This is a genomic window from Dyadobacter sp. CY326 (genome assembly GCF_021390515.1).
Lineage (GTDB): Bacteria > Bacteroidota > Bacteroidia > Cytophagales > Spirosomataceae > Dyadobacter.
On record NZ_JAJUXI010000001.1, the window covers coordinates 21,111 to 32,838 of the forward strand.

At 45.7% G+C, this 11,728-nt stretch carries 11 protein-coding genes; 4 read left to right on the forward strand and 7 right to left on the reverse strand.

Translation table 11 applies throughout. The features are described from left to right. Position 1 precedes the first annotated feature (1 nt). From araA to LZG73_RS00115, 3 genes are all read right to left on the reverse strand, one after another. A complete protein-coding gene (araA, locus tag LZG73_RS00105; protein ID WP_233845455.1) occupies positions 2-1,492 on the reverse strand; it encodes an L-arabinose isomerase in 1,491 nt (496 codons plus the stop codon). Next, a complete protein-coding gene (locus LZG73_RS00110; protein ID WP_233845456.1) occupies positions 1,492-3,150 on the reverse strand; it encodes a ribulokinase in 1,659 nt (552 codons plus the stop codon). Before LZG73_RS00110 ends, araA begins: the two co-directional genes overlap by 1 nt. A gap of 173 nt (positions 3,151-3,323) precedes the next feature. Further along, entirely contained in the window at positions 3,324-4,028 is a 705-nt protein-coding gene (locus LZG73_RS00115) for an NrtR DNA-binding winged helix domain-containing protein (RefSeq protein ID WP_233845457.1), read from the reverse strand. Between the two features lie 240 nt (positions 4,029-4,268). Here LZG73_RS00115 and LZG73_RS00120 point away from each other — a divergent pair, with 240 nt between their 5' ends. The 3 genes from LZG73_RS00120 to LZG73_RS00130 are packed head-to-tail and all read left to right on the forward strand — an operon-like array spanning position 4,269 to position 8,652. Then, complete coding sequence (locus LZG73_RS00120) at positions 4,269-5,108, forward strand: endonuclease/exonuclease/phosphatase family protein (protein ID WP_233845458.1); 840 nt, start codon at positions 4,269-4,271, stop codon at positions 5,106-5,108. Between the two features lie 24 nt (positions 5,109-5,132). Then, a complete protein-coding gene (locus LZG73_RS00125) occupies positions 5,133-5,801 on the forward strand; it encodes a DUF4369 domain-containing protein (RefSeq protein ID WP_233845459.1) in 669 nt (222 codons plus the stop codon). 31 nt (positions 5,802-5,832) lie between these two features. Further along, positions 5,833-8,652 carry a phospholipase D-like domain-containing protein gene (locus tag LZG73_RS00130; RefSeq protein WP_233845460.1) on the forward strand — a complete coding sequence of 940 codons (2,820 nt, stop codon included), beginning with the start codon at positions 5,833-5,835 and terminating at the stop codon, positions 8,650-8,652. 65 nt (positions 8,653-8,717) lie between these two features. On the opposite strand, the gene LZG73_RS00135 is transcribed toward LZG73_RS00130, so the two are convergent. From LZG73_RS00135 to mtgA, 3 genes are read right to left on the reverse strand one after another with little or no spacing between them, the layout of a single operon-like run. Further along, complete coding sequence (locus LZG73_RS00135; RefSeq protein ID WP_233845461.1) at positions 8,718-9,125, reverse strand: type II toxin-antitoxin system VapC family toxin; 408 nt, start codon at positions 9,123-9,125, stop codon at positions 8,718-8,720. Further along, a complete protein-coding gene (locus LZG73_RS00140; protein ID WP_233845462.1) occupies positions 9,122-9,358 on the reverse strand; it encodes a hypothetical protein in 237 nt (78 codons plus the stop codon). Before LZG73_RS00140 ends, LZG73_RS00135 begins: the two co-directional genes overlap by 4 nt. 54 nt (positions 9,359-9,412) lie before the next feature. Next, positions 9,413-10,099: a monofunctional biosynthetic peptidoglycan transglycosylase gene (gene mtgA, locus LZG73_RS00145; protein WP_233845463.1), complete on the reverse strand. Its 687-nt coding sequence runs from the start codon at positions 10,097-10,099 to the stop codon at positions 9,413-9,415. Positions 10,100-10,232: 133 nt separating this feature from the next. On the opposite strand from mtgA, the gene LZG73_RS00150 reads away from it, so the two are divergent. Beyond that, on the forward strand, positions 10,233-11,561 hold the full coding sequence (locus LZG73_RS00150; protein ID WP_233845464.1) for a DUF2851 family protein: 1,329 nt from the start codon (positions 10,233-10,235) through the stop codon (positions 11,559-11,561). Here LZG73_RS00150 and LZG73_RS00155 read toward each other — a convergent pair. After that, a complete protein-coding gene (locus LZG73_RS00155) occupies positions 11,511-11,711 on the reverse strand; it encodes a hypothetical protein (protein WP_233845465.1) in 201 nt (66 codons plus the stop codon). The two genes, LZG73_RS00150 and LZG73_RS00155, sit on opposite strands and share 51 nt — an antisense overlap. Positions 11,712-11,728 lie beyond the last annotated feature (17 nt).

An 11,728-nucleotide genomic window follows, 5' to 3' on the forward strand; every position in this document is an offset into this window, starting at 1 on the left:
GTTATTTATAAGAAGCTTCGCTCCATCTCAATTCATTTTTCAGCTGCCTTAACGAAGTGTTTTTGTCAATAACCACCAATTCTACGCCCGTCATTTCAGCAAACATTTCAATGTGGTCCGTCGTCAGGTTTTGGCTGTATGCGGTGTGGTGCGCGCCTCCTGCATAAATCCAGGCGGCACAACCCGTTGCCATATCCGGCGCTGGTTTCCATAAAACCCTCGCAACGGGCAATTTGGGCAGCGCTTCCGTCACTGCTACGGCTTCAACTTCATTGACCAAAATCCTAAAACGGTTGCCCATATCCACCAAAGACACATTAATGGCTGGCCCTGCCGATGCATTAAAAACCAGCCGGACGGGATCTTCTTTTCCGCCAATTCCCAACGGATGGATTTCACAAGAAGGCTTCGCAGCCGCGATACTCGGGCAAATTTCCAGCATATGTGAGCCTAAAACCAAATTATTGGCCGGATCGAAATGATACGTGTAATCCTCCATGAAGGAATTGCCGCCCGGCAAACCGCTGCCCATCACTTTCAATGCGCGCACCATTGCAGACGTTTTCCAGTCGCCCTCGCCGGCATATCCGTAACCCGCAGCCATCATGCGCTGCGAGCCGATGCCGGGAAGCTGTTTCATGCCATGCAGATCTTCAAAAGTGTTGGTGTAACCCTTAAAATTTCCGTTTTCCAAAAAATATTTTAACCCCAGTTCAATGCGGGCCGCATCCCGAAGTGCATCATGCCGCTCCTCTCCTTTCCTGATGCCCGCCGAAAGTTCATATTGCGACTGATATTCGTCTATCAACCGACCGACTTCCTCATCCGAAATCTGATTAATCACCGCAACCAGATCGCCAACCGCGTGTGTGTTTACCGAGAAACCAAAGGTCATTTCAGCTGCAACCTTATCACCTTCTGTAACAGCGACTTCCCGCATATTATCACCAAAACGGACAAATTTCCCTCCTTTCATATCATGTCGTGCAGCAGCAACACGGGTCCATTGCGCCACATCGTTCATTACCTGCGCTTGTTGCCAATGGCCCACTACAACTTTCCGGTTCAGGCGCATCCGCGTCATAATGTGACCAAATTCCCTGTCGCCATGCGCAGACTGGTTCAAATTCATGAAATCCATATCAATGTCCGCCCACGGAATGTCGCGGTTATATTGCGTATGCAAATGAAGCAACGGCTTTTGCATGATCTGCAATCCGCGTATCCACATTTTGGCAGGCGAAAATGTGTGCATCCACGCAACGATTCCAATGCAGTTTGCCGTAACATTGGCGTCCTGCATAATGTTGAAAATTTCTCCGGAGGACTTTACAACAGGCTTAAAAACCGTTCTGACAGGCATTTCCGACGCATCATTGAAATATTGGCTGATGATTTGTGCGTGCTCAGCCACTTTCCGAAGCGTTTCATCTCCATATAAATCCTGGCTCCCGGTGACGAACCAGATTTCAAATTGTTTTAAATCAACCATTATGCAAGTGAAAATTGGTGAAGAAAGCTGTTCTCAAGAAACGCTCCTGTCTGTAAATATTTTTGATATAAGGTCTGATAAACAGCCGCTTGCGCAGGTCTGGGGGAATAAACAGCATCGAAGCCGGAGCTCATCGCTTCCTGCGCTTCGGGCAATGATGTGTAAACTCCCGAAGCCACAGCCGCAAACATAGCCGCTCCCAATGCACACGCTTGTTCCGACGCGGCCACTTTGATAGGCATATTGAGCACATCAGCCAATGTTTGCATCACAAACGGCGACTTTTTCGCCACGCCTCCAATCGCAATCACCTGATGGATTGGCACACCTTCATGCCTGAACCTTTCCACAATGCTTTTGGAACCATAAGCCGTCGATTCAACCAATGCTTTAAAAATGCGAACGTGGTCGCTGGCTAAATTTAAGCCGAGAATGGCGCCTTTTAACGTATGATTTGCATCGGGCGTCCTGCGGCCGTTCAGCCAGTCGATGGCAATGATGTCGTTATCGGTGACAGGCAATTTCTCAGCATGTTTTGCAAGATGCGGAATCAAATTGCGCGACATTTCCTGCGCCGCTTCTTCACCCAACAAAGTTCTGACAGGTTCAATGATTAGTTTCGCAAACCATGCGTAAATGTCTCCAAATGCAGATTGTCCTGCTTCCATGCCCAGCATGCCGGGAATGATAGAGCCGTCCACTTGTCCGCAAATGCCCTTGATCAGTAGATGTCCAGCCTCTTCATTGGGCGCAATCAGCATGTCGCAAGTGGAAGTGCCAATGACTTTGCATAAAGAATAAGGCTCGATCAACGCGCCCACGGCACCCATATGCGCATCAAATGCGCCTACGCCAATCACAACATTCTCTGGAACACCTAACTTGCTCGCCCATCCACTGGATATGGTGCCCATTGGCGCGTCGGAAGTTTCCGTTTGGGAAAACAGCCGATCCCCGATGCCGTCTAGAAGCGGGTCGAGCTTTGACAAAAAATCACTAGGAGGCAGTCCGTCAAAATCCTGGTGCCAAAGCGCCTTATGGCCCGCCGCACAGCGTGACCTTTTCAATGTAAGCGGATCTGTATTTCCGGTAAGCTCTGCCGAGATCCAGTCGCAATGTTCCACCCATGAAAAAGCATTTTCACGCACTTCTGGATCTACGCGCAATGTTCGTAAAATCTTTGCCCAAAACCATTCAGATGAATATATGCCACCTACATATTTGGTGTAATCTGTCGCCAAACCGTGCGCGAGATCATTGATTTGTTCTGCTTCGGCATTGGCCGTATGGTCTTTCCAAAGGATAAACATGCCGTTCGGATTGTCCGCAAATTCAGGCAAAAGTGAAAGCGGCGTTCCATTGCGATCAACGGCCACGGGCGTGGAACCAGTCGTATCAACAGAGATTCCGCGAATGTTTTGCCGGACATGATCGCCTGCTTTTTCGAGCGCTTCCTTAACCGCTCCTTCCAGCCCTTCCAGATAATCCAGCGGGTGCTGCCGGAATTGGGACAGCGATGCATCGCAATATTTTCCCTGTTTCCATCGGCTGTATTCGCGCACCGCAGTGCCCGCTTGTTCGCCGGTTTGTGCATTGACGACGAGCGCTCTTACCGAATCCGTGCCAAAATCAATGCCAATAACGTAGTCTTCTTTCATTGTGGATTAGGATAAGATCGAGGCAATAATATGTTTTATTTCATTAATCAGCCAACAAATATAATTTAATTTATCTTTGGTGTAATATTGACACAATTAAAATTTGACACCGTTCACACATTTGATCGTCGCATTTGATCATGTAAGTTTGACTGCAATTGCGAGATCCACCCTTACGACTGCTTCATGCTGTCGGGCATAAAATTCCAGAACGAGTGGAATTTTTCTTTGTAGCGCACTTCGTCAAGTTTATAAAGCGTCGCCTTTTTCGTGGTGCTGTTGTTGTTTTTCCTGCCCGTGTCAATTAATAAGCCTGTTGAAAGCAGTTTGCGGCTAAAATTTCTCCGGTCGAGCGGGATGCTGTAAATGGCTTCGTAAAGTTTTTGTAACTGCGGAATGGTGAAAAGTTCTGGAAGCAACTCGAAGCCAATGGGGTGCAATGCAGCTTTGTATTTTAAATGTTCGATGGCCTTGCAAACCATTTCCTCGTGGTCAAAAATTAATGCAGGCCTGTTTTCCAAGGTGATCCAGGACGCATTATGGCTCCTAACCGCCTCAGAATCATGATCGTCAATTTGAATTAATGCAAAAAAAACGACTGAAACTGTTCGCTCAGCCGGATCGCGTTTAACCTTTCCATACGTTTCGAGTTGTTCGACATAAATGTTTTTCAGTCCGGTCAGGTTGTATAAAATGCGTGCGGCGCCGTCTGCAAGGTCTTCATCAGAATTCAAAAAACCGCCCATAAGCGACCATTTTCCCTTCTCGGGTTCAAAATTCCGCTTGACGAGCAGCAGCTTAATGTCTTTTCCGTCAAATCCAAAAATGATGCAATCGATGGCCAGCAGAATGCGGGAAGCCTGCGGATAAATATTCATTCGCGTAATATGCAGTATGTTATAAATGGCTAATAAGGAACTACGAGTTACAAAAAAACACTGCGAACGCGTAAACTTTAAATAATTATTAAGAAAAGTAAAACAAAGAGGGCGATTACTTAATCTGTTATGCACATTAATCAGCGATTTATGTCCGATTTTTGCCGATTCCCGAGTCGTGAAACATCTTTCGGGAATGTTGTTGTTGTTACAAACTTAATTTATGCCAACCGTTTTAAAATGAAAAGAATTGCCTTAGCCTTTTACCTGGCGTTTGCATTGTGCCAAAGCACTTTTGCACAAAAAAACACGATTAATGTCGCTTCTTACAACCTCCGTTATAACACCGCGAACGACGGCGTCAACGCCTGGCCCAATCGCAAGGAGAATGTAAAAGGTTTGATTCGATTCCACGAATTTGACATTTTTGGCGTTCAGGAAGCATTGATCGGACAGCTGAAAGATGTTGCTGAATTAACGGATTACGCATTTTATGGCAAAGGCCGCGACGATGGCAAGGAAGGCGGCGAACATTCTGCGATCTTTTACAAAAAAGACCGTTTTAAATTATTGCAATCGGGCGATTTCTGGCTAAGCGAAACGCCCGACAAACCGGGCAAAGGATGGGACGCAACCTGCTGCAACCGGATCTCATCCTGGGGTAAATTTCAGGATCTTTTGAGCAAGAAAGAATTCTATTTTTTCAATGTGCACTTTGATCATCAGGGCGTTGAAGCGCGCAGGCAGTCGGGACATTTAATGGTGAAGAAAATTCAGGAAATTGCAGGCAAATCCACAGTTATCCTTACCGGAGATTTTAACTCAACCCCTGACACCGAGCAAATTAAAACAATTCAAGGCATTTTGAGCGACACGCACGAGGTTACAAAACAGGCTCCTTACGGTCCGGAGGGCACATTCAACAGTTTCAAGTTTGACGCACCCATGGACAAACGCATTGATTACATTTTCGTTAGTAAAAATATCGATGTGCTCAAATACGGCGTTCTAACGGATGCCAGGGAGCAACGTTATCCTTCTGATCACCAGCCGGTTTTGGTGAAAGTGGAGATAAAATAATTGATTTAAATCTGATCGCTGAAAATGACCCAATTTCTGCTGCAATGTATCGCACTGCTCACGCTTTCGATTGCGTCATTTGGTCAGCTTGTCAGGATAAAAATTGTTAATCCCGAAGGACTTAAAGGCCGCAAAGCGATTTTACTGACACGTGAAAAAGGCTTTGCGGCAACTGTTCATTCGCTGAAACTGGGCCAGGACAGCGTTAATTTGCAAATGGAAAAGGACCTGGTTCCAAACCTGTATCAAATGCAGGTTTCCCAGCTCAAAGGCTCGCTTTTCTTTTTCCTCGAACCAGGAATCCGCATTCAGCTCGACACAACGGATCTCTCAAAATCTGCCGTCAGCAATTCAAAAAGCAATGCAGAATGGCAAATCTTTTGGCAAAATATACAAAAACCTTCCGACGACCGATTGAAGGTTTACACGGCAGGCGAAGCACTTGCCCGAAAGAAAGCGCAGGCCGACAGCATTGATTACTGGCACGGGTTACAAGCGCTCGAAAGGCTGGATTTGCAAACAAAAACGAGCGCTTTTATCCTGGAACACCGCGACTCGTTTGTGAGCCTTTATCTGCTCAAAATCAATTGGTATGCCTTCAAAAGCCAGGGCTTATTTGAAAAATTAGACCCCATTCTTGCGCGTCACAGAACTTACAAATTTCTGAAAGAAAAGAACAAAGGAAGCAGTTAAAGGCAACTTTGCCGACCTCAACTTTCGCGACATGATCAACAGCCATTTCAAGCAGCAACTCGCCCACACGTTACGCAGATTTCTGGATCGCGAGCCGCAACGAGCGGAGCACATGAGCCTCTTAGGAGAACAGCGTTTCCTCGAAATTGACAGTCCGGAAAGAGTTTCGAAGTTCTTGACCATGCGCGGACTCGACGTCACCGGCTTACCGGAAGTTTCCAGGTCGCAAATGCCCTTCCCCGCATTGAAGGGAACATTGCCAACAACGGATAAAGTGCTGGTTAAAAGCCTCGAAAGAATTCTGGGCACCAATGATCTTGTTGACATATCCTTTTTATCAAAAGCCATTTATTTTTCCAAAACCGTTGGCAGAATCTGGATCCAGAATGCCTCGGGAAATTTGCTTGGTTACGGCACCGGCTTCATGATTTCGCCTTCATTGATGCTGACAAATAATCACGTGTTGCCAGAACGAGCCACCGCTGCATTGGCACGGCTGGAAATGAATTACGAGTTCAATGTTGATCAGGTTTTACAGCCAACCGACATTTTTTCGCTTGATCCGAGCACGTTTTTCTTTACGGATGAAACATTGGATTACACCATTGTGTCCGTACGCGCACTTAGCACCAACGGTCGTCCGTTGTCGGCATATGGGTTCAATTCGTTGATCAGGGAAGAGGGAAAAACCATTATTTCGCAATGGCTCAATGTGATCGAACATCCCAATGGCATGCCGAAGCAGATCGGGCTCCGTGAAAATCAGCTTATTGATGTTTTGGACCATTTCCTTCATTATCAAACAGATACAGCACCGGGATCTTCGGGCTCGCCGGTTTATAATGAGCGCTGGGAAGTTGTGGGATTGCATCATTCAGGTGTTTATGAGCAAGATGAAAACGGGAACATCGTTTCCGTGAATGGCGGAATCTGGACCAGTTCCATGGGCGAAGATCAAATCAAATGGATCATGAATGAGGGCGTTCGGATCAGTTCTATTCTGAGCCACATGGACGCGCGGACATTAAATGCGCAAGAAGGCAGGCTGTTCGCCGAATTGTTTACAGCCAAGCCAAATCCGGCTTCAAATAGCGATAGTTCGCTTATGGTTCATTCCAATGGCGCCGTAGTCAATGCTGAAAACGGCGTGTCGATCAACATTCCGTTTACACTCACCGTCAATGTAGGAACGCCAGCGATTTTGAATGCTGCAACGTCCGGCGGAAGTGACTCTCTTGTCCTGAAACCGAATGATACGGCCAGCGAGTCTGCCATTTTGGAAAAAGCCAGACAGGCGTTTTTGTCTCGCGGAGATGTCGCCGGATTGCGGATGGGTTACGTTTTTGAAAATGGCTGGATAACGAAAAAACGGGCAATCGTAGTGACTGTTTTCAAACGAAAAACGATCAGCCAGCTCGCAAAAGAAGGCTTCTCCCCGCTTCCAAAGACTTTTCTGGATTATCCCGTTGAAGTTTCAGGTCCTACGATTGCGGACCTCATTGGGTTTGACGCTGGCATCAAAAGTCTGGAAACAATGCTAAGTCCGGCGGACGCAATTGCATTGGAAAGCCGCTATTTTCCGCCGGCAAATGGTGATTTGAAAAAAATCACTGCCCCGATGAAAGTGAACGCCAATGTGAGTCCCGAAGCTGGCTGGAACAATTTGCGACCATTTTTGGAAGCCACGAATAAATCCCTGACCGTTGGAATGTATGATTTCGGAGCCACGCACATTCAGGCTGCCGTGGAAGTTGCCGCGGCGAAGCCAACTTTCAAGCAAATGACAATGGCCATTCAGGTTGGATCAAATGCTGGCGAAGGCACCAAAAAAGACGATCTCGAAGATAAGGAAATGGTGGATGAGCTAAGCGATGCATTGGACGGAAAACTCAAAAATGCTTGGGTGCGGATCGGCAGCAAGAACGGCTGGGTTCCCACGAGTTACCACATTAAAGTTGCCGTTCGCGACAGCAAAAGCGTTTCGGTTTCAAGCGGAAGCTGGCAGTCATCCAATCAGCCTGATGTGCGTAAAATTGAAAATCCCACGCAAGAATTTCTCCTCAAAAACTATAACCGTGACTGGCACGTGTTGCTTGAAAACAAGGCGATTGCGAAGGAATTTGAAAAATACATTTTGCATGATTACGAAAACAACAAAACGACGCAACTTGCGACCGTCAATGAGTTTTTCCAAGAAGACATTTACTTTCTGATCCCGGCTCAAAATCTGGCACAAGAGCTTGCGGCACAGTTTCAAAGCTTCGATCCGTTTGTCGCTGAGCGGAATTTTACGGTCACGCCGCTTTTGTCGCCCGATAATTATTTTGAGGAAACACTGGCATTGATCAAGAGCGCACAACGTGAATTATTCATTCAAAATCAGACATTCAATGCGCCGAAAGAAGGTCATGATAAGCTTGCGGAACTGATTGAAGCCGTGCTTGAAAAACAGCATCAAGGCCTGGACGTCAGGATTATTTTTAGAAACTTTATTCCCGCCGCAGCCCGTGAAAATCTGGAAGCATTGGTCGATATGGGTTTTGATCCGATGCGCATCAAAGTGCACGACAAATGTCATACAAAAGGCATCATTGTAGACAACGAAAAAGTGCTGATAGGAAGTCAGAATTGGTCAAATGATGGCGTTTCCGTTAACCGTGACGCCAGTTTACTTTTTGAAGACGCCGAATTAGCGAATTACTTCCGAACCATTTTCCTCCATGACTGGGAAAACCTCGCCAGTCACAACATCGGCCGCGAAAACCAAACCCTGGAAGTCACCACAAAAGAAGCAGCCGTGCCCGCGGGAATGATTAAAGTAGGCTGGTCGGATGTTTTGGAGTTGCTTTGAGGTTGAACGAAGACTTGCTTGTGGCCAATCAAGTGCTATTGAAATTCGTCTTTTTTGTTCAAGACTTAGTCCAATATCGTAATTTTCAAATTTGTATTGTTTTGAAGGAATCTGAAATCACGATGGTTGAATGTATATAATTCATCGCAGTGAGCCTCCGCAATTGCAGTGTGAAGACAGTCATTGATATTTTGATAGCCAATAATTTCCGCCAGATAGCTTGCTCGTTTAAATGACCTAGCGTCATAACCGGCGGGGTCAGATTTCAAAAAAACGTCTAACTTCTCAGTTATGATGTTATTATTGACCTTTAGTTTCGCCAGTACAAATGAAACTTCTTGCAGGGATAAAAGTGATATGAAAAATCGCTGATCCCTCGATGCTTTTTGGTATAAACTTGTCGCAAGTTCATGCTTAGCCAAGTCCTGAACAACCAAATAATTAATTAGAACATCAGAATCAAAGTAAATCATAGATTGACTTCATTAGCCAAACTAGAAAGGTCGATATCATTATCCACGCGGATTGGAGGATATTTCTTCTGCAATGCTTCGGATTTAAGAAATAGCTCGAATTGATCCTGATTGGCAGGCTTCTCCAACTGAACTGTTAGCGTTACAGGATCATTTTCCCGAAACAATTTCTTAATGGATTCAAGCAGATTGACGTTAATATCGCCTGCTTTTATATGATAAGTTGTTTGCATAGGTGCGTCTAGTTTTGTCCAAATTAAACAAACTTTTTTAAATAAAGTTTAACTCTATAACCCCTCAATATATTTCCGCCCGCCGAGATAACGCATTTGCCTTACGATTTGGCTGGTGCGTTTGTTGACGTAAGCTGACGGATTTTTGATGGAGAAACGGACGGGATTGGGCAGAACGGCTGCGATGCGGGCGGATTCATAACGCGTGAGCGATTTTGCCGGTTTTTTGTAATAACGCAATGACGCTGCTTCGACTCCAAAAGTCATTTTCCCCATCTCAGCGACATTGAGATAAACTTCCAGAATGCGCTCTTTATCCCAAATCAACTCAATCAAAACAGTGAAATAGGCTTCCAGTCCTTTGCGGACAAAGCTTCGGCCGTGCCATAAAAATACATTTTTGGCCACTTGTTGTGAGATTGTGCTCGCTCCCCGGGCGCGTTTCCGCTTTTCTGTCACCGCATTGTAAATCTGGTCAAAATCGAAGCCCCAGTGTTTTGGGAAATTCTGATCCTCGGATGCCACAACGGCCAGCGCAACTTCTTTCGAAATGTTCTCATACGGCTCCCAATCGTGGTGAATTTCAGTGTCCTCGTCGTCCCTGAAAGCTTCAATTTTTCTTGAAAGCATATAAGGCGTTACCCAAACGGGTAAGAACTTCAAAACCAGCACCCAAACGATTGAAATGACAAAAAAAACAATGAGAAATCTAAGCGCAATGAATTGCAAACGGCGGAGCATAAAACTTTTTTACTTCAAAAATCGAGACCAACAAACCAAATCAGCGTACAAAGAACAGAAACTAATCAGGTTTAGACAAAGAAAATAATGCGCACAACATCAAATATTTCGGCACACGCTTATTCCCAATGCTATGAATGAAGATATTCTGAGTTTTATATGGCGTTTCCAATATTTCGCCTCAAACAACCTCAAAACGGACGAAGGCTTGCCGCTCACCATCTTGCGAACGGGCCACAGAAATGGCAACTCTGGACCCGATTTTTCGGAAGCAAGGGTCGTTATTGATAATGTGCAATGGATCGGCAATGTCGAAATCCATGTTAAGTCCTCCGATTGGAGCTTGCACAATCATGAAAAAGATGCGGCTTATGAAACAGTTGTGCTGCATGTTGTGTGGGAAAATGACCGGCCGGTTGTCAGGCGAGACGGCACATTGCTGCCAACATTAACATTGAAAGATATTGTGACGACTTCCGTTTTGGAGCGCTATCGCCATTTGCAGGATGAAACTGAAACCATCCCTTGTGCAGCCCTATTTGCACAGGTTCCAGACATTCAAAAGTTCAATATGCTCGATCGCGTGCTGCTTGAAAGGCTTGATAAAAAAGCCGCACAAGTCATGCAATTGTTTGAAAATAATAACAGTGATTGGGAAGAAACCGCTTATCAATGGTTGGGCAAACATTTCGGTTTTAAACAAAACGATGCGGCATTCATTCGCCTGACCGGCATTGTAACGTGGAAAATCGTTCGAAGGCACAGGGGGAAATTGTTGCAGACCGAGGCATTGCTCTTCGGATGCGCGGGGCTGATTCCGAAAATTTCAGACCAAGATTACGTGAATCAACTACGCATTGAATTTCAATTTCTGAAAGCAAAATATGCTTTGAAAGAGCAACTTATGAGCGGTCATGAATGGAAAAATCTGCGTATGCGACCGGCTGGTTTCCCAACCGTCCGGCTCGCTCAATTCGCTGCAATATTGAGCAGGACGACAAGCTTGTTTTCGGAAATCATCTCGGCCTCCAACTTTGCAGATTTACAAGCTTTATTCCATGCAGAACAGTCAGAATATTGGCAAGCGCATTATTTGTTTGGTAAAAAATCAAAATCAAAGGTCCCATTCTTAGGCAAAGATGCTTCAAACCTGCTCATTATCAATGCTGCCGTGCCACTGCTAGTCGCCTACGCCAGGCATCGTCAGCAGTCTGAATTGCTTGACAAGGCCATTTCCTGGTTGTCAGAAATTAACGCGGAAAACAATCGGATCATGAGAGAATGGGGAACTTTGGGAATGAAAGTAAAAACAGCCGCTGATTCACAGTCGCTTATAGAGTGGTATAACAATTACTGTACATTCCGGAAGTGCCTGGAATGTACAGTCGGAGCCGCTCTGGTCCGCGCTCCTTCAGCCCTTAACGAGATTGACGCCGGTAAGCAGGAAAACGGTCCCGACTAAAAACGGAACGACCGACTCCCATTTGGTAACCGTAAGTCCTAAAACGGGCTTGTCAGACAAAAATGCAACACACGCAAATAACAGGACAGAAATGCCTAAGATGGTCAAAAGTGCGCCGAAAAAGCGTTTGAACTGGGTATTGTTTTCCATTTAAAAAATATGAGGGA

What these genes read in the sequence shown, in the direction of transcription:
- araA (WP_233845455.1), bottom strand. Translation starts at nt 1,492, where the DNA reads ATGGTTGATTTAAAACAATTTGAAATCTGGTTCGTCACCGGGAGCCAG.
- LZG73_RS00110 (WP_233845456.1), bottom strand. Translation starts at nt 3,150, where the DNA reads ATGAAAGAAGACTACGTTATTGGCATTGATTTTGGCACGGATTCGGTA.
- LZG73_RS00115 (WP_233845457.1), bottom strand. Translation starts at nt 4,028, where the DNA reads ATGAATATTTATCCGCAGGCTTCCCGCATTCTGCTGGCCATCGATTGC.
- LZG73_RS00120 (WP_233845458.1), top strand. Translation starts at nt 4,269, where the DNA reads ATGAAAAGAATTGCCTTAGCCTTTTACCTGGCGTTTGCATTGTGCCAA.
- LZG73_RS00125 (WP_233845459.1), top strand. Translation starts at nt 5,133, where the DNA reads ATGACCCAATTTCTGCTGCAATGTATCGCACTGCTCACGCTTTCGATT.
- LZG73_RS00130 (WP_233845460.1), top strand. Translation starts at nt 5,833, where the DNA reads ATGATCAACAGCCATTTCAAGCAGCAACTCGCCCACACGTTACGCAGA.
- LZG73_RS00135 (WP_233845461.1), bottom strand. Translation starts at nt 9,125, where the DNA reads ATGATTTACTTTGATTCTGATGTTCTAATTAATTATTTGGTTGTTCAG.
- LZG73_RS00140 (WP_233845462.1), bottom strand. Translation starts at nt 9,358, where the DNA reads ATGCAAACAACTTATCATATAAAAGCAGGCGATATTAACGTCAATCTG.
- mtgA (WP_233845463.1), bottom strand. Translation starts at nt 10,099, where the DNA reads ATGCTCCGCCGTTTGCAATTCATTGCGCTTAGATTTCTCATTGTTTTT.
- LZG73_RS00150 (WP_233845464.1), top strand. Translation starts at nt 10,233, where the DNA reads ATGAATGAAGATATTCTGAGTTTTATATGGCGTTTCCAATATTTCGCC.
- LZG73_RS00155 (WP_233845465.1), bottom strand. Translation starts at nt 11,711, where the DNA reads ATGGAAAACAATACCCAGTTCAAACGCTTTTTCGGCGCACTTTTGACC.